The organism is Coleofasciculus sp. C1-SOL-03 (genome assembly GCF_040220555.1).
GTDB lineage: Bacteria > Cyanobacteriota > Cyanobacteriia > Cyanobacteriales > Coleofasciculaceae > Coleofasciculus.
Map to the genome: position 1 here is coordinate 1 of NZ_JAVJUO010000189.1, position 17,915 is coordinate 17,915.

The following is a 17,915-nucleotide window of genomic DNA, read 5'->3' on the forward strand; positions in this document are numbered from 1 at the left end:
TACAAAATTAGGTTCGGTCAAACTCACTTCTAAAAGCCGAAACGCCCTATTTTCCGTTCTCACTCTTCCTTGTCTACTGGTCTACCTGTCTTCTAAGTCTTACCTAAACCCCCATCTTAAAAAACCTACCCTTGTGAGCCCCGCTCCCCCAGCTCCCTCTGCTCCCCTCAACCATCACCCTCCTGCCGAGAAACAGGAGCATTATCCTGAATTTCCTCATATCGCTCGTACTCCTGCTCAACCCTATCCGGATCTGTATCCTGTTGTTGCAAATCAACAGCCTTGCGTTCTGAGGCGGGTAAGCGGTCAGGGGAACGACGACTCACCCCAGGGTTTCTCCAGGTTTTCCAAGCCGCTTTCACACCCGCGACAACACTACGAGTGCCGATTTGGGCTTGTTTCGCCTGATTTTTCGCACCTTTGATACTTTGATCAACTTGTTGCACGACTTGACCAGCGCTTTTAACGCCGTCATTCATATCGTTACTCAAGTCACTAATTTCTAAACCCGTCAGGCGAATCGACTCTAATGTCGGCGGTAATTCCCGCCGCAGCGTATCTGCTAATTTTTCCACACTACGGGCTGCCCGTGCTAATTCTTGCAGCGCGGGTAATGCTGCCACTAAAACAGCTGTTAAGCTAACCGCGACTAATAAAATAGAGAGTCCGAGCCAAAATAGAGGATCAATCACCGACAGGTTGCCTACACTTGATGATCAGAAACGGACGCGGGTGATTCACTCGCCACGTCCGATTGAGTCGAGTTTAGTTCGTCTCGTGTTCTGGCGGAAGCCTCTTGTCCCGCCGCGATCGCATCTCGCAGGCGGGTTAAGGTTCCATCCCAGTTGCGTAGGGCTGATTCGGAAAGGCGATCGGCTTGTAATTGTACAGTTGTTGATAGATCTTCGGCTAAATCCGGTAGGGCATCTGTCGATTTTTTTAACAACCGTCGCGTATCCCGCCCTGAACGCGGGGCAATCAGCAATCCGGTGAGGGTGCCAATCACACCTCCCACGACTAAACCCCCAATAAATACTCCAGCACTCTTTTTTGACATCGTTTGCTTTCTATGCTTACACCAATTTTAGGCAGATTGGCTCAGGGAATTTGATGAGAAATCCCTGACAACTCTGCTCAAGAACGCAGATGGCAGCTCGCTTATGTTCTTGATAGCTCCCTTTTAACATAAAGGGGGACAATTAGCGTAAGGTTCAGAGTTTTGGACTTTTTGCGGGCGATCGCTTTCCCCGACGGCGTCGCCTAGAGCGATAGGTTTTTTGGATGAACCCCAATACCATCAAAACCCGTTGTACTCGTTGTAACTGAAACTCTAACTGCTGATAGCGTTTTTTTAAGCCGTGGACACCGATTTGCCCTTTAGAGATAGCTTGGGGAGCGCCATGTAAAACCTGATAAGTACTTCGTTCAGCTCTGGCAACAATATCAGCCGCTGCCCCTAGCACCCGTCGTAGTTTCCAAATCCGCCACGCTATATAAAAACCTAACAGCGATATCAGCAGATTGAAAATGACAACAACGGTTACCATGTTTTGATATTGGGAAAGGAACGGATCGGCTCAATATCAAACAGATGCAAAATCGATTAACTCTAGGATATTAACCGTTTCACGCTCTACCCAAATCTATATAGTAATAGAATCAGCTATTAGGAATGCCAGGAGGCGGACTTGAACCGCCGACACGGGGATTTTCAGTCCCCTGCTCTACCGACTGAGCTATCCCGGCTTGTTATCCTTTGCGCTTAACTAAGGTAGCAAACTTAACCTGGTGTTGGCAAGCCTGATCAGAAATAAATGTGATTTAGCCTACTCTGTTGTTTGGGTGTTGAATATTTGAATATTGGCATTATTTGATTATATACCAACAACTGACAATTGAGCAACTCGTACAAGAAGGCAGAAGTCCGAAGGCTCCATGGCAGATGGCTATGAGGAACATAAGGTAGCTGCTTTTAAGCAGCTTGTTAACTGGTTAGTATTTGAAGCCGCGCTGCACTAGATTTGTCCCTTGTCGGAAATTTCCGAGAGCGCCAGTCCAGGCAGATCCCTCGATAACACGGTTTAGTTCAAATGTCAAGGAATAAACGCGGCTAGCTAATGCCCGTCAAACGCCGATTGTAGGTATTCATGAAATTCGTAAAAATCTGGTTGAGTGGTCCTGTGCAGCAATCAGTCTGGGTCATAACCTGGGAAGAGTTGGCAAAGGGTGAAAAAAGCTTGCCGATCGCCTCTTGATTAAGGTGAGGGAAGCGGATGGCAATTTTCTGGTGACTCACGTTTAACACTTGAAACCAAGTGGTTAAGCTGGGCGGGAGTTGAGTACTCAGGCGTAGGGATAAGCTAGGAGTGGAAAGCGATTGGGCGTAAGCTGGCGTCAAAAAGGGTTTATAGCGTTGGGCTTCAGGCGTGAGCTGTTTAATGAAGGCTAAACTCACCCCTCGAAACAGCCGACGCAGGGGTTCTGCTTCTTTATCTGTGAGTTCCCGCACCAAGGTACTGCTGGTTACAGCTTGATTGAGACTAGCGCGATCGGTGACACTTAAGTGAGTCCCCCCCAGCGCCACCATCAGATACTTCGATCCGCTTAACTGATCAAAAGCTCGAAGTTGGTGTTCCACAGAGGGCGTAATCGCGTCATCGGTTCCCGTTAGCAGCAACGTGGGAATTTTTACATCCGCTAGACCCGTACTACCAAATAAGTGTCCAGTAACGGCATTGAGAGCCATCACCTGAACCACCCGCTGATCGCGTAACTGTATATTGTCGTCCTGTAAGTCTGTGGCGGAACATTGAAACCAGTCAGCCGGGGAACGTTCTAGAGGACTACGCTTTTGACAAAACTCCCGCAATTCCTCTAGGTCGAGTTGTCCGCCCGCTAAGGCTAAAGCGGTGTAGCCGCCTAGGGAGTGACCAATAACGGTAACTTGTTCCGTATTTAATTTGCCCCGTAACGGTCCGTAGCCTTGATTAATTCGCGCCAGCTGATCCAAGACAAAGCTGACATCTTGAGGACGGTCAATAAACTCCGATGCGGGTAACACCTCCCCCAGGTTACTGCTCAGAGACACCCCAGTGAGCCAGCTAAAATTACTACCAGGATGTTCTATCGCCACAACGGTTAACCCATTCGACGCCAGATGACGCGCTAGGTAGGTTAAAAATTTGCGGTCAGACCCAAAACCGTGGGAGAGAACCACTAACGGTCCTGACGTATTCCCCACCCAGTAAACATCGACAGGAATAGACCGATCGCGATCGCGATCTCGTAGCCTCAGGGTGCGTTCTCGGACATATTGATACCCCGTCACTGTCGGATCAAGGTCAGCCGTAAACGTTGGCGTATCCGCAACGGTGAGTTCCTGTTCTAGGATCGGATTAACCACTTGAGATTGCAAATAAGGCAGATTCATTTGCAGCACGATCGCGATCGCGGATGAGGCATTGATTGTGACCGTTTCCTCTGGGTAAGCTCTTAAAAAACTTAGCACCGACAATCCATTCGCTTGGCGTGCGGCTAAAAACAGAGCTGATTTTAACTGATCCAGACTGCTATCCGGGAGTACCCGACCGATTTGATCCAGTAAGCGGGCGCCATCGGTGGACAGCAGCACATCATTGATAAATTTCTCCGCCAGATTCGGGTCAAGTTGCAGGCGTCTGTTGAGTACCTGCTGCACTTGGGGGGTGAGTAAGGAACGGTAGGGTTTGAGAGTCGGCGGTAACTCCCCTGTCTGCGCCCATTCCTCTAGATCCGCGATTTCCACCGATTGCTGAAATGGTCCTAATTGTAGGGTGACTCGTTCCGCCGCATTCAACGGAGTGGCAATTCCCCAGGAAATTGCTACACCGAATAAAAAAATGTGGTGTTTAAGTTTCTGGATTAACCCTCTGGGCTTCACTGCTTTTCTAGGTTGAGGACGCCGAGAGTCTTTGCGATCAAACCGATTACCTTGAAACGTCATAATGTACTGATTTGACTGGGGTAGATTGAAGATAAAGAGTTGCTATTCAAGCGACCCAAAACCGTATGGATAAGTTTCCCTGAGCTTGTTTCTGCTACCGCTAAAAAATACATATGATGATTGTCAGGGTATGGGTTGAGTGATCGTATCTTCATTCATTGTGGACTAATGACATCAGTCTTATCGCTCATCTAAAGATAGAATTTGGTGTAATCTTCAATGATTGTGTTGAGAATCTGGGGAGAATACTTATCCTTAGAAAAACTTGATGTCACCCTCCGTAAGATAGAAACTCTATTTTGGGAATCAATGGATCTTGTACAATCCCTACCCCATGAAATCCCCAGCGTTGGAGTAATCCCTTTAACTGGGTTCCGGAAACCGACTCAACGGCAAAGCGATCGCTTAGATCAGCCGCGTGGGTATTCAGATAGCTGAGGGCTTCAAACCGTTCGCGAAACATCAATAAGTAGCCCGCCCCCATCTCACGATCCCTTGCGGTAGGCTGGGCAGCCAGATAACGACCATCAACTCGAGAAAGAATTAAGTAATAGATTTGGCTAAACATTTTGATTGGTCATTCGTCATTGGTCCTTTGTCATTCGTCATACTCGCTTCCCTTGAGAAGCAAGCTACGTCATTCGTCATTCCTTCTGTAGGGGCGGGTTTCACGACTATCCTTTTTTTCTCCACCCAGATGGGGCTAAACCCGCCCCTAAACCTACCCCTAATTGATAGGTTTGACTTCTGATGAATTATTTGAGATTTTCTAGGCGAATGCGTGGGTCAACAAATTTGAGCAGCAAATCAGCAAGTAAGTTACCGACAATCAGCATCACCGCCGCCATCATCAAGGCTGCCATCACCAGATAGGTATCTTTAGCCGTGACCGCTTGTAACGTCAACCGCCCCAAACCGGGCCAATTAAAGAAAAATTCGGCAATAAACGCACCACTTAACAAACTAGCAAATTCAAAACCCAGGATAGTGATCAGGGGATTCACCGCATTCCGTAAAGCATGGACATAGATGACCCGATTTTCCGGAAGTCCCTTAGCACGGGCGGTTTGGATATAATCTTGCCGCAAAACATCCAACATTGCCCCGCGTGTAATCCGTTGCAGTCCAGCAAAACTGGTGATCGAGAGGGCAAGAGTGGGTAAAATCATGTGCCATCCAATATCTAGGACTTTACCAATGGGAGACAAATCGGCATGATTAATACTGGTCATACCCCCCACCGGAAACAGCGGTGAAGTGTATTGGGCGATAATCAGCAGCACCAAAGCAGTAATAAAGCTAGGAAAGCCTTGACCGGTATAACTAATCACCTGTAACGCGCGATCGGTAAAGCGGCTTTGTTTGACAGCGGCAATAATTCCTAGCGGAATCGCGATCGCCCAAGTGACGATAATCGAGGAAATGGCAAGCAATAAGGTGGCGGGGATACGTTCCCAGAGTAGAGACGATACGGAACGAAAATAAACAAAACTCTCACCGAAATCTCCTTGAGTCACCACTCGCACCAGCCAGCGCCAATATTGCTTGTAGGCTGGTTGATCCAAGCCAAATTGCTGTCGGAGTTCCTCAATCCGTTCTGGGGAAATCTTGGGATTTTGCCGCAGGGTGTCCAAGTAATTCCCTGGTGACAATTGAATGATGGCAAAACTAAGCGCCGATGCCAGCAATAGAGTTAATAAGGCTTGCAGGAGACGTTTAACGATGTAGAGAAACGTCTCACTGGTGACAATCCGTAGAAACCCCGTCCATGCCTCATCTAAGCCCTGACGAGTTGAAGAATCCTGTGTTGAAGAAGTCATGGGTGTTTTGTTTGAATTGAAGAACGGAACCAATCACCAATCACTACTGCCTAATACTCAACCAAGGTAACAATCGGTACATCAGGCAGCTTCTGACGCCCCTGTAAATCCCTTAGTTCGATGATAAAACTAAAGCCCACCAGTTCACAGCCAATCGTTTGCACCAGCTTGGCAGTCGCGGCGGCTGTGCCTCCAGTGGCGATTAAATCATCGGCAATCAGAATACGGCAACCGGAATCAAAGGCATCTTGATGAACTTCTAAGCGATCCATACCATATTCGAGTTCATACTCAATGGTATGGACAGCAGCGGGGAGTTTACCGGGTTTACGCACAGGGATAAACCCAGCGCCGAGTTGATAGGCAAGGGGAGGACCAAAAATAAAGCCACGGGATTCGATACCGACAACATAATCGGGCGTGAGTCCCGCCTGTTTACAGGTTTGAGCCAAGAGGTCAATCGTGTAGCGTAGTCCCTCTGGGTGGCGCAGCAGGGGGGTGATATCCCGAAACACGATTCCAGGTTTGGGAAAATCGGGGATATCCCGAATCAGTAACTTTAAATCCATAGGTAGATAAGGTTCTTGAGCAAAGGGTTTAACAATTTAATCAAGGCAGGAGACCGATTGGGAGTTATTGTGCCATGATCGCATCGGAAAGGGTGGGTCAGTGAGTTGCCATTGACTACCAGCCAAATCGTACACTAGAAGTTCAGAGGTTGAACGATGAGGAGATAAGCTATTCCGGACACTGTCTAGCCAATACCCATAATTCTGGGCGGCGATCCAATCCAGCCACCATTCAATGATGACAATTGCTCAATTTTGGTCAACGGCACAAATGCTGAGATAAAAAAGTCAGGTATTCCACATAATCTCTAATTTAATTGGAAATTATTTCTGTATAGAAGACAAGTTCAACTACAATCGCTACTTAGATTCAGTCAGGAACCCCACAGCTACAAGCTGGGGGCTTGGAATTTAGCCCATACCTGACCAGAAGACCAGAGTAATCTGGTAGCCGTTATGGGGAAGCGTTAAAGTTCCGACCTACGGGTGCGTGCCAGCCTGTAGCTCTCGAAATCCAGCATTAAACAGGTGTACAAGGGTTAAGCCAGTGTGTTGGATAAAGTACCGCCCAATAACCACTTCGAGGCAAACTTTACCCTGGAAACAGGAGATAATCAACTCATGTTTGTTCTAGTTGTAGACAAAAACAGAAAACCTCTCAACCCATGTCATCCGGCACGGGCAAGGAAGTTTCTCAAAGAAGGAAAAGCCGTCGTACTGCGACGCTATCCATTTACCATCATGCTCAAAAATGTGGAGGAGGATTGTGATAATCAACAAGAGTATCGACTCAAGTTAGATCCTGGTAGCAGGACAACGGGTATTTCTATCCTCAAGGACAACACAATAATTTGGGCAGCCGAATTAAATCATCGCGGCTACTCAATTAAACAGTCCCTAGAGTCTCGCCGTGCCCTACGGCGAGGGAGACGGAATCGACATACCCGTTATCGTAAGCCCCGATTCAACAATCGTAATCGCGCCGATGGTTGGCTGGCTCCTAGTCTCCAGCATCGAGTAGACACCACTCTGACATGGGTTAATCGATTGAGACGTTTTTGCCCAATTACCGCCATATCAATGGAGTTGGTTAACTTTGACACTCAACTAATACAAAACCCAGAAATATCTGGCATAGAGTATCAACAGGGTGAACTAGCTGGGTACGAGGTGCGGCAATATCTCTTAACCAAATGGGGGCGGCAATGTGTTTACTGTGGCATTGAAGGTGTCTCCCTGCAGGTCGAACATATTCATCCCAAATCTAAGGGAGGGAGTAACCGAGTTAGCAATCTTACTTTGTCTTGTGTTAAGTGCAATCAGAGAAAGGGAAACAAGCCTATTGAACAATTCCTTTCTCGTAAGCCTGACCTGCTTAAAAAGGTTTTATCGCTAGGAAAGTGTCCCCTCAAGGACGCAGCAGCAGTTAACTCAACCCGATGGACGCTGTATCGGGCTTTGTCTGAAACAGGTCTACCTGTAGAAACCGGAACTGGTGGTAGGACAAAGTTTAACCGAACCCGTCAAGAGTTACCCAAAACTCATTGGCTGGATGCTGCCTGTGTCGGTCAATCAACCCCAGACAAATTACAGGTGTTGATAGATAAGCCGCTAATCATCACTGCTACAGGTCATGGTACTCGGAAGGTGTGTCGCACTGACAAGTACGGCTTTCCTGTACGTTATGTCCCTAGGAGCAAATTTGTTCATGGTTTTCAGACTGGTGATATCGTCAAAGCGATTGTCACTAAAGGCAAAAAGATAGGAACTTACATGGGTCGTATTGCTGTACGAACTACAGGTAGTTTCAACATTGCAACACCCAATGGCTTAGTCCAAGGCATTAGCCACAAATATTGCAGTCGTGTACAAGGGAAGGATGGATACCAATACACTTTCTCTCGGAAGTCCTGTCGGACTGCTGTTTATGTAAGGGGACGAATTCCTCCCCATACATAAATGACAGTGGTTTCCATTAGTTCCCTTACCAACCCCAATTTTCAATGATTCTTTCTGTAAGCGTAATGCCGACAAACAGTCCTGATGCCCCATCCCATCCCGTTATTTTAGATAATTTACCCGATCCTGGTATCTCAGATCGGGGATGCCCGTCGCGAAGTCGGCAGCAGATTGACCTGATTTTACTTGCCATTGAAGCGCTGGAACTAGGGGGGTCTGAGGCGATGCTGCTAGTCGCTAAGCAGCTAGAACTACAGGATATTATCAACAATCGTGTGGTTCTTTGGCGTCTACGCTGCACTAATCCCTTACGACGCTCTCACACGCGCCGTCCGCTGAACCTAGAAGAAGCGAAAGCCTTGGTAATTATCGCCAGTTATCTGGCTCGCCGGATGACGGTTGTAATTCGCCAACTGCTTCTGGCTTACGAACAACTGAGTCAAAAGCAGGTTCCCATCGAACAACATTTTCGCTTGTCCTCTTATCTAGAGCGGTTCCGGGCTCATTTCCGCAGCCGGATGAATAAACGACGGGCAAAGGTCTCTGTCTACAATACAGATGATGAAAAGTTAAATGAGCTAGCCTTGTCGCTGTTAGCGCAGTTGCTGTTTTGTACGGGAACCTCTGGTATGCAGCGATTTTGGATGAGTTTGTTTGATGGGGAAGTTGGATGAACGATCCAAACTAGAGTTGAGAGCGTCCGTAGCTATAATGGTGGGTTCCATAAGGAAAAAACGATGACAATTCGACGCCAGTACAGTTTACCCAACTGTACGCTGATCCTAGAGGGATTAAGTGATACAACCGCAGGGGGAGACCAGCTTGATGCTCGCCCACTGATGACGATTCTGGTTAATGCAGAATGCCGTTTTATGGGTCAACCGCAGCCCATTAGCGGCGGACGAGATTTTTTTGAGAACCTAGTTCAGTCAGTCAGTCGGTATGCTCAAGAATTTTTGAGTCATGTCCCTCACCCCCAACTTGATGGCGCTAAACCGCCGTTGGTGCAGTTACAATCACTTCCGGATAAAAACTTGCACCGTTTAATGGTGGGGCAACCCGCCGAGGCAGTTTCGGGTGTTCCCGCTGATTCCCATAGCGCATCTGGGGCGGCTGGGGGAGGGATGGATGGTAACAACCCTGTACAGCTTGATTTAACCACAGTACAGCTCTTTGATTTAGTTGAGGCGATCGATCAGTTCCAGGCGGATCAACGCACGTTGCCCGATCTAACTGTACCCTTACAAGCGATTTCCCGACGGTATCGCCAAGCTGACAAATCCGTCACCCAAAGAAACGCACCTGCTGCGATCGGGGTGACGAGTTTAGCTGTCGCCGCGTTGGCGTTATTCTTGGTACCTGTCCCAGAAGTGCGTCCGCCCAAGCCAGCCTCTGAGTCTGAGGTTACGGAAACAACCTCCCCAAGCCCAGATAGCCCGGGTCAGGTGACGCCAACTCCCACCTCAAGTCCCCCGTCAGCGGCGGAACTGGAAAACGAATTAACCTCCAGTCGAGAGATTACCAATCCAACGGAGTTGAGTTATTTAAAGCGTTATCTGTATAGAGAACTCAATCAAGAGTGGGATGACCGGGAAGGGTTAAGTCAGAATTTAGAGTATCAGATTACGGTTGGCGGAGACGGAGAAATTCTCGGGTATAAACCTGTTGAGGATACGCCGATTGATAGTGCTCAAAACACGCCTTTACCGGAGTTGAGCTATATTCCCACAGACGGCGGTACAGCAAGCCGAGAAACCTTTGCTCTGTTCCGAGTGGTATTTACCCCAGGCGGTGTGTTGCAAATTAGTCCTTGGCAAGGCTATCAAGGAGAACCAGGTTTAGGACCCGAAATTACCGATCGCAGGATACTGAGACGATTAAATAACCAACTCTACGACACCTTAAACGAACGTTGGCAAGGAACACCCTTATCCCAAAAGCCATTAAATTACCGAGTGGCTATCACCGAAGATGGTACCGTTGCTGACTACGAACCAACCAATCAACCGGCTTGGGATTATGTCGAGGAAACCCCTTTGGCAGAATTAGCCAACCCAGAAGCGGCTGGTATTGGCAGTGGAGAAACCGGATTTGTTCCCGACAAACCCTTGGCTCAGTTTCAGGTGGTGTTTAAGCCGAATGGCGTGCTGGAAGTGAGTCCCTTACGGGGATTCTGATCAGATGAGTTGGGGAAGTAGAGACGTGCCATGGCACGTCTGGACGATGGATTCATATCCAAGAACGGAACCACATTCGCAGTTGATGACCCTCAGCAGATAACGGTAATCCTAAATAAATCGGTAACCAAAAGACAAATGCCAACAAAATTAAACTGATCACCGTTATCGCCGCAATTTGCCAAGACTCTTCTTCTCGATGTAGCCAACGGTCAATCAGCCAAGCTAACCCTAATCCCGAAAACACAGAAGCCCCCATATAATGGTATAAAAATGTACAGCGACTGACGCCGATCCAAGGGAGTAACTGAGCCAGCCAGTTAAGACCTAAATAGAGACTAATATAATTGACCGTTGTCGGCGGAAAATATCCCCGCATTCCTGACCAAAGACGCTGTAGTAATAACAACAGTAATAATAAAATGGCTGAGGTTGACAGCCACCACAGGATAGGATTTCCCATAGCGTGGACATCATAAATGACCTGACCATATCCCTTGGGTAACGGGGGGTAGGCGGGGACTTGTTCCCTTGTACTCTGGGCGGTTTGGTAAAAGTACGCCACAGGTCGGAACATAATTAGCCAAGTGTACCATTTAGAACAGTAGGGATGAACCTCTGGTCCGCTACCGATTTTTTCGTGAAACGTCAAAATTTTATAGTGGGCGTCCCAGAATCCAGGTTGAGGATTCATAATTAGGTGGGGAATCCAGAGTAAGCTATACGTCAATGCCGGAATTAGGGCAAAATTGACTAAAAATTGAATTATGTTTATTTGAGTTAGATTAACCAGAGGAGTTTTAAGTGTTGACTGTTGAGGATTGAGTTTGTCGAAGCGGGTTTTACGGCTATCGTCTCTTTTTGATCCAGATGCAACTAAACCCGCCCCAACCGAATTTTTATCTTTTGAATGACTTCTCCACTGAAGCAGCCACGCCATCCCCCAAAGGAGATACACTCCAAATAAAAACCATAAACCATTCCATTTAATACAGGCAGATGCGCCCAAAAAAGCTCCCGATAATGCCAGATATGTCCAGCGTTTTGACTGAGATTGACGCAGGGCGATTAACCAACACAAATTCCCCAATAATCCTAAAATAACCAAATAGACATTATTCAGAGCGTAGCGGGACTCAACTAAAAATAGACCATCCGCCCCAGCTAACAGGGCGGCGATTAAAGCATAGCTGCGACGCCGATTAAGCTGATAGGCAATTCCGGCGACAACTAGGGGGATAAATGAACCTGTGAGTGCATTCAGCCAACGATAACTCCAGGTCGATCGCAGTGAACCTGCTAAACCGTTCATAGTCTGTTGATCCCAAGGAAAATGAGACCCCAACCACATCGCGATCGCAATAATATATTGGCTTAAGGGGGGGTGAGCATTAAAAAAGTCTGTTCCGGTTAAATAATTATTAGCAAATTTGGCGTAATACACCTCATCAAATACCAGCGCATTAAATCGACCTAATCCCCAAAATCGCAGCAGGGCTGAGGCGAAAAAAATAGCGGTTAATCCAATATAAAACCAATACTTTGATAGGTGATATAATTTATAGTCTCTAATCATGAAACCACTCGAATTCGGGTCTGCTGCACAAACCGGAACAGGAAACAGGGAACAGGGAACAGGGAACAGGGAACAGGGAACAGGGAACAGGGAACAGTTATCAGGGAACAGGGAACAGGGAACAGGGAACAGGGAACAGGGAACAGGGAACAGGGAACAGTTATCAGGGAAGGTAGAGTTTTGAGTTAAGTAGGTCAGCGGCAATAAGTAGGTTGGTGGAAATAAACTCAACTATATTAAGTGATGTAAACAGCCCTCAAACCCTTACATAAACGTAGCTTGCTTTTCAAGGGAAGCGAGTTCCCCACTGTTAACTTTAATTGTCTCCACCTACTTAACTTGAATGTCACTGACTTAAGCTGGGTTCGTAGTAGGCACGAAGCGTGCCAGAAGCGAAGACAGCGCTTACTACAAACTCTAAAGTCAGTGGCATTCTACTTAACTTACTCATCTTCCCCAGCTTCCAGACGTGCCATGGCACGTCTCTACATTGCTTTCCCCATCTCCCCCATCTCCCCCATCTCCCTACCCCCACTACCACAATTCCTAATTACTGCACCACATCCCGCATATAACGACCCCACAACTGTGCAGCTTGGGCGCTACTTCCCCGCGTGGGCGAGTTATCATCATTGCCTAACCAAACCCCGGTGACTAACTCCCGACTGGGAATAAAACCAATAAACCACAAATCAACATTACGGTCAGTGGTTCCGGTTTTCCCCGCTTCTCCAAATCCGATCGCGGCGGAACCGCCTGTGCCATTTTGCACCACCCCCCGCAACATTGTGGTCATCGTCCGAGCAACCGCAGGGGCTACCGCTTGAACCCCCCCTTCCCCATTTTCGGCAAAGTCATAGATCACCCGACAGGTTTGCGGATCATTCTGATCAACACAATCCCCACTATCGAGAATCCGTTTAATTCCATGGGGACGATTCCACACCCCATTATTCGCGATCGCGCTATAAGACCCGGTAATCTCTAACACATTCACTTCACTTTGTCCAATTGCCAAGCGGGGAACCGGATCAAGCTTTGAGCGAATCCCTAATCGTCGCGCCGTTTCAATCACATTCCCTAATCCGGCATCCATTGCTACCCGCACCGCAACCACGTTTTCTGATTGCGCCAACCCCGTGTACATATTCACCGAACCCCCGGAACGTTCACACCCACGTAAACCATAAGCTGGGGCGCAGGAGTAGGTTTTTCCCGGTGGAATTCCTTGGTCTAAGGCGGCGGCGTATTCAAATAGTTTAAAGGTTGAACCGGGTTGTCGTTGGGCTTGGGTTGCCCGATTAAACTGACTTTCTTGGTAATCCACACCTCCCACCATCGCTCGGATTGAGCTATCGGTGGTATTTAGAGTAACCATCGCCCCTTGAGAAAAGCGTAATTGGCTTCCCGTGGTATTGACAAAATTACGTAGTTCTGATTGCGCCTTCGCCTGAGTCGGTAAATCGAGACTGGTTTCGACAATAAAGTTGCCTTCTTGCGCCAACTCCGCACCCAGCAGATCCCGCAGTTCCTCAAACACGTAATTATAGAAATAGGGAGCTTTGGTGCTATTCAGGAATTCCCGGGCTTTCGGACTCACCTCAATGCGCGATCGCCTGGCTCGTTTGGCTTCCTCATCACTAATCATCCCCATTGCCCGCATCCGGTTAATTACCCGATTTCGCAACGCCAAGGCGGTATCATAATCCTGCACTGGATTATAACTATTCGGTGCTGGCAAAATTGCCACCAGAGTCGCGGCTTCGGAAAGGGTTAACTCTTGTGCCGATTTATCAAAATAAAATTGGGCAGCATCTTCAAACCCATACGCTTCTACCCCTAGATAGATGCGGTTTAAATATGTCCTTAAAATCTCATCTTTACTGTAAAATGTCTCCAGTTTCAGTGCCACAATCGCTTCCCGCAGTTTCCGGGCGGCACTATTATCTCGCCCGACATATTCGGTAAACAAACTGCGAGCCACCTGTTGACTAATCGTACTTGCCCCTTCTTTAATTCCACCCCCCCGAATATTCCGGACTAATGCCCGCAAAATGCCATAGGGATCGACACCAAAATGCCAATAATAGCGGCTATCTTCCGAAGCGACTAAAGCTTTAGGGAGATAGGGGGAAAAATCCGATAACCGTTTCAGTTCTCGGTGAACCTCAGTACGCGGTTGACGCAAAGGCACCTGGTCACGAGAATAGACGACAACGGGTCCTTGAACCCCAACGGGTAGGGGTCGGACTGGGACTTTTAACCATTCAATACCAATAATTAAAGCAATTAATGCCGTTAATCCACCCACCCCATAGAGGCTGTAACGAATAGCGAGAATATACCAAGGTGGCGGATCAACATATTGCAGTTTAACCGAGGCGGCTAATTCCGGTGGACCAATGGTGAGAATATCCCCATGGCGCAAAGCTAAGGACGGTAGGCGGCGTTTACCTCGATAAATACCATTGGTTGAATTTTCATCTTTAATAATAAAGGTTCTGCCCGATCGCCCATAGCGTTCCAAAGACAAATGAACCTGACTCACCACTGGATTTCGCACCACAATATCGCAGGATTTAGAACTGCGTCCCAGCAAATAGCGATCGCCTAATAGGGGGTAGACTTCCGCCTTATCCGCACCCGCATCTTGCACCCACAGTTCTGGAACTTTGGCATTCGGCTTCAGCGCTAGGGCTTCAAAGTTAACTCTAGCTTGAATCGTCTGAACTGCCTGAGTCAACTGACCCAGAATAGTTTTCGGCGGTTGGGGAGGTTTGGGAGAATTCATATCCTAGTTGATTAGATCGGGTGTTTTTTTCCTGGTTTAGTGTTCATGGTTCATTGTTCGTCGTTCATCACCTTGTTCGGGAGAGTTAAACCTATCTATCCGTTGCCTGAGAACTTCTACATTACAATTTAGCGTGTCTGAGGGAGGATGGAGTGAGGGAAGCTGGGAGATGGGGAATTAAGTCAATTGTAGGGGCGGGTTTAGCCATTCAATGGGTTTGTCACCAATAAGTGATCAACAAAACCCGCCCTTATACCTAGGTTGGGGCGGGTTTAGTCGCATCCGGGTGAGGGAGAAACTATAGTAGTGAAACCCACCTCTACATTTAGAAAGGGCGGGTTTGAAGTCAGGTTATCATCAATAGCGAAACGAAAGCACATAAACCCGCCCCTACAAATCATGCCCTCAAAGGTCGTAAAGGGTTCCCCCATCCTAACGCGGTCGCTGAATAACCTTTTCCAGAATTCGCCGCTTGGCGTTGGGGTCAATGCCAATTAACCGCACATATTCGTTATTATGCTCCGCAAGGCGTTCAGCTAAAGCCAAAATCACCTCTGATGCTTCATTTCCTTGGAATGTGCCGCCGCTTTTCCAGGCATTGGTGCGAAAACGTCGCTCATTGGCATACTCTAAACTGAGACGATACCCTTGGGCTAAGAGTTCGCGGATCTGCTGCTGGATATCTAAATCTATGGACGCGATCAGTTCTAACGGCGGAGGTGTCTTAAGGTTAGCTCTATTCTCAGTAGTGGCTTGATTGGCTGATCCTTGATTAAGGGTATGGGGTTCTTCTGCTAAACCGTTTCCCTGTCTGTGCGTCTGGGTGTTATTTTGACCTGTGATTTGCTGTGCTGGCGGTAACTCAATCGCAGGACTTTCCCGCAGTGCCTTATTATATTCTCGAACTAATCCCGTCTGTTCAACTTGTCTTTGTTCGCCAATCATCACCTGACCGAATTCGATTAAGTGAGATAGTTCAAAATTCGGCTTTTCAAATTCCGGCGGTGCTTCGGTACTGCGAACCACGCGAAAGGACACTTGATCGAGTCCGACATCATGGATAAAGTGGAGAATCTGTTGATCATAAATCCGCGATCGCAAGGCGCTGAAAAAGTCAATGGCTTGATTAGGAAACTGATCCACCAGTTGTTCAATGTCTCGTCGTGATAGTCCATCGGTAGCGAAAATCCCGCCAACAATACCAATGCGTTCCTCTCGACTCGGTTCCCAGTAATATTTTTCCATACGACCGTCTCGAATTAACGGCGCATAAAGGGTGGAGAAGTCATTCCCGGTGACAATAATCGGGACGCGATGCAGGGGAGTGGCGTCATAACTTCCAGGAAGTTGCACATCGGTGGGATGATCGGCAATATTCATTAATGTGGCGCTGACGAGTTGAGTATTGACCGTGTATTGAGTCGCGCTGTCAAAACGTCCCACCCCTGCATCTAAGTCATTAATCATCAAGGCGCACATTTTCCCCTGCACCTTAATCATTTCGGCGGCTTCTCGATAACGCAGACGAATCAGACGCGCCGGATCACCTGCATCCGGACTTTCCAGTTCACCGCCAGAGATATGGATGACACCAATCCCCATTTGTTCAAAGACTAACTCGCATTGGAAGGATTTGCCTTCTCCTTTGCGTCCATGAATACCCAGAATCAGAGGAACCCGGACTCCTTCTAATTCTAGATAGTTTTTGGTGATGTGAACCGCTAGTTTATCCCGGAAGCTGGGCGCGATGTAGTAGGTCATAAATTGAGAGGTCGTTGTGCGATCGCTAGTCTTTGATATTACCGAACTTTGAGGGTTAGGAGTGATTAAAGGCGGGTAAGTAGTCCTCAACCCCTCAAGGCGTGACAAGATAGCGAAAAAGGAGACAGGGTGTGGGGTGTGGGGTGTCGGGTGTCGGGTGTCGGGTGTCGGGTGTCGGGTGTCGGGTGTCGGGTGTCGGGTGTCGGGTGTCGGGTGTCGGGTGTTGGGTGTCGGGTGTCGGGTGTCGGGTGTTGGGTGTCGGGTGTCGGGTGTCGGGTGTCGGGTGTAGGGAAACAGAAGGAGGTTGATTCTTCAAGCTACCTGTAGGGACACGATATTATCGTGTCCTTACCCTAAATGGCTTGTGTGCTTAAGTCCTACATTTATTTTTGATCCCGAATTGCCAGAACTGACCCGAAAAATATCCCATCTAATCGTTTATCTTCCCGACACCCTAACCCTTACACCCCACACCCAGCTTATCGTTCACGTCCCTTGTCACCCCTTCAACCTCAAACCTTCACAAATGACAAATGACGATCTATACCGTTAACTTTTATGGTGTCCACCGACTTAGCTGCACCCCTTTTGTCTCTCCCTGGCAAATCCAAGCGCCCCAGAAGTAAGGATGGGCGAGGGGTTGATCGGTGGGATGTAATTGTCGAGTCTGGGGTAATGCTTTCTCTAATTCCGCTAAGATGCTACACCCTAATTCAGATTGCTGTAACTGTTTAACTGTAATTGTGCGAATATAATCTTGAGCCTCTTTTAATGCTACACGTCGCCCTAAACCCTGACGCAGATTGGATAAGAAGCGATTCATCAACAAAGCCGTCGCGCGATCGGGAACTGACCAAAGGCTCATGATTAAGGTTTTGGTTCCGGCTATGGCAAAGGCGCGACGCAAGCCGAACACTCCTTCACCGAGTTTGACATCCCCGATTCCAGTTTGGCAGGCGGAGAGGATAGCGAGTTCCGTTTCCCAGAGGTCAAGGGCGGCGATGTCTTGGGCGAATACCATGCCTTTTTCAGCGGCGGCGGGTAAGGGTTTGCCGTCTAGCCAACGGTTCGCGCCCGCAAAGGCGAGGGCGGAACGTAACATTGGGTCTTCGGGATGGGAGGTTGAGGGGTTTTGGATTGATTTGGAGAAATAGCCGTGGGTGGCGATTAATAGGAGTTCTGGGGATTGGCATTGGGTGAGGTGAGAGACGAGGGCGTCTTTCCCGAAGTAGGGGGAGATGTTGAGGAGTTGGGCGATGCTTGCTCCCAGGCGGCGGGTG

15 protein-coding genes and 1 tRNA gene are annotated in these 17,915 nt (G+C 48.2%); 4 read left to right on the forward strand and 12 right to left on the reverse strand.

Translation table 11 applies throughout. The features are described 5' to 3' along the window. Nucleotides 1-167: 167 nt before the first annotated feature. From RIE73_RS28940 to RIE73_RS28975, 8 genes are all read right to left on the reverse strand, one after another. A complete protein-coding gene (locus RIE73_RS28940; protein WP_446404457.1) occupies nucleotides 168-692 on the reverse strand; it encodes a DUF948 domain-containing protein in 525 nt (174 codons plus the stop codon). 11 nt (nucleotides 693-703) lie between these two features. Beyond that, a complete protein-coding gene (locus RIE73_RS28945) occupies nucleotides 704-1,057 on the reverse strand; it encodes a YtxH domain-containing protein (protein ID WP_006103589.1) in 354 nt (117 codons plus the stop codon). A gap of 154 nt (nucleotides 1,058-1,211) precedes the next feature. Further along, nucleotides 1,212-1,547 carry a hypothetical protein gene (locus RIE73_RS28950; RefSeq protein WP_446404458.1) on the reverse strand — a complete coding sequence of 112 codons (336 nt, stop codon included), beginning with the start codon at nucleotides 1,545-1,547 and terminating at the stop codon, nucleotides 1,212-1,214. Between the two features lie 126 nt (nucleotides 1,548-1,673). After that, nucleotides 1,674-1,746, reverse strand: a tRNA-Phe gene (locus tag RIE73_RS28955). Between the two features lie 364 nt (nucleotides 1,747-2,110). Then, entirely contained in the window at nucleotides 2,111-3,982 is a 1,872-nt protein-coding gene (locus RIE73_RS28960) for an alpha/beta hydrolase (RefSeq protein ID WP_446404459.1), read from the reverse strand. A 271-nt stretch (nucleotides 3,983-4,253) separates the two neighbouring features. Further along, nucleotides 4,254-4,550, reverse strand: coding sequence for a hypothetical protein (locus RIE73_RS28965; RefSeq protein WP_446404460.1), 297 nt, complete (start codon nucleotides 4,548-4,550; stop codon nucleotides 4,254-4,256). 187 nt (nucleotides 4,551-4,737) lie between these two features. Further along, complete coding sequence (locus RIE73_RS28970; RefSeq protein ID WP_446404461.1) at nucleotides 4,738-5,802, reverse strand: ABC transporter permease; 1,065 nt, start codon at nucleotides 5,800-5,802, stop codon at nucleotides 4,738-4,740. Between the two features lie 50 nt (nucleotides 5,803-5,852). Then, on the reverse strand, nucleotides 5,853-6,371 hold the full coding sequence (locus RIE73_RS28975) for an adenine phosphoribosyltransferase (protein ID WP_446404462.1): 519 nt from the start codon (nucleotides 6,369-6,371) through the stop codon (nucleotides 5,853-5,855). Between the two features lie 621 nt (nucleotides 6,372-6,992). On the opposite strand from RIE73_RS28975, the gene iscB reads away from it, so the two are divergent. The 3 genes from iscB to RIE73_RS28990 all read left to right on the forward strand — a co-directional run bounded on the left by iscB (nucleotide 6,993) and on the right by RIE73_RS28990 (nucleotide 10,507). Next, nucleotides 6,993-8,330, forward strand: a complete 1,338-nt coding sequence (iscB, locus tag RIE73_RS28980; protein ID WP_044209413.1) for an RNA-guided endonuclease IscB — start codon at nucleotides 6,993-6,995, stop codon at nucleotides 8,328-8,330. A 44-nt stretch (nucleotides 8,331-8,374) separates the two neighbouring features. After that, a complete protein-coding gene (locus RIE73_RS28985) occupies nucleotides 8,375-9,004 on the forward strand; it encodes a DUF3038 domain-containing protein (RefSeq protein WP_446404463.1) in 630 nt (209 codons plus the stop codon). A 63-nt stretch (nucleotides 9,005-9,067) separates the two neighbouring features. After that, nucleotides 9,068-10,507, forward strand: a complete 1,440-nt coding sequence (locus tag RIE73_RS28990) for a DUF4335 domain-containing protein (protein ID WP_446404464.1) — start codon at nucleotides 9,068-9,070, stop codon at nucleotides 10,505-10,507. 52 nt (nucleotides 10,508-10,559) lie between these two features. Here the strand turns inward: RIE73_RS28990 and RIE73_RS28995 are convergent, their stop codons facing one another. The 3 genes from RIE73_RS28995 to RIE73_RS29005 all read right to left on the reverse strand — a co-directional run bounded on the left by RIE73_RS28995 (nucleotide 10,560) and on the right by RIE73_RS29005 (nucleotide 16,635). Beyond that, a complete protein-coding gene (locus tag RIE73_RS28995; RefSeq protein ID WP_446404469.1) occupies nucleotides 10,560-12,083 on the reverse strand; it encodes a dolichyl-phosphate-mannose--protein mannosyltransferase in 1,524 nt (507 codons plus the stop codon). Between the two features lie 550 nt (nucleotides 12,084-12,633). Then, complete coding sequence (locus RIE73_RS29000) at nucleotides 12,634-14,874, reverse strand: transglycosylase domain-containing protein (RefSeq protein WP_446404465.1); 2,241 nt, start codon at nucleotides 14,872-14,874, stop codon at nucleotides 12,634-12,636. 432 nt (nucleotides 14,875-15,306) lie between these two features. Continuing rightward, nucleotides 15,307-16,635 (reverse strand): ribulose bisphosphate carboxylase small subunit, encoded by a 1,329-nt coding sequence (locus tag RIE73_RS29005; protein ID WP_446404466.1) that lies wholly within the window; start codon nucleotides 16,633-16,635, stop codon nucleotides 15,307-15,309. Nucleotides 16,636-16,764: 129 nt separating this feature from the next. On the opposite strand from RIE73_RS29005, the gene RIE73_RS29010 reads away from it, so the two are divergent. Then, a complete protein-coding gene (locus RIE73_RS29010) occupies nucleotides 16,765-16,962 on the forward strand; it encodes a hypothetical protein (RefSeq protein ID WP_446404467.1) in 198 nt (65 codons plus the stop codon). A 229-nt stretch (nucleotides 16,963-17,191) separates the two neighbouring features. Here RIE73_RS29010 and RIE73_RS29015 read toward each other — a convergent pair. Next, on the reverse strand, nucleotides 17,192-17,915 hold a 724-nt coding region (locus RIE73_RS29015; RefSeq protein WP_446404468.1), incomplete at its 5' end, for a CHAT domain-containing protein.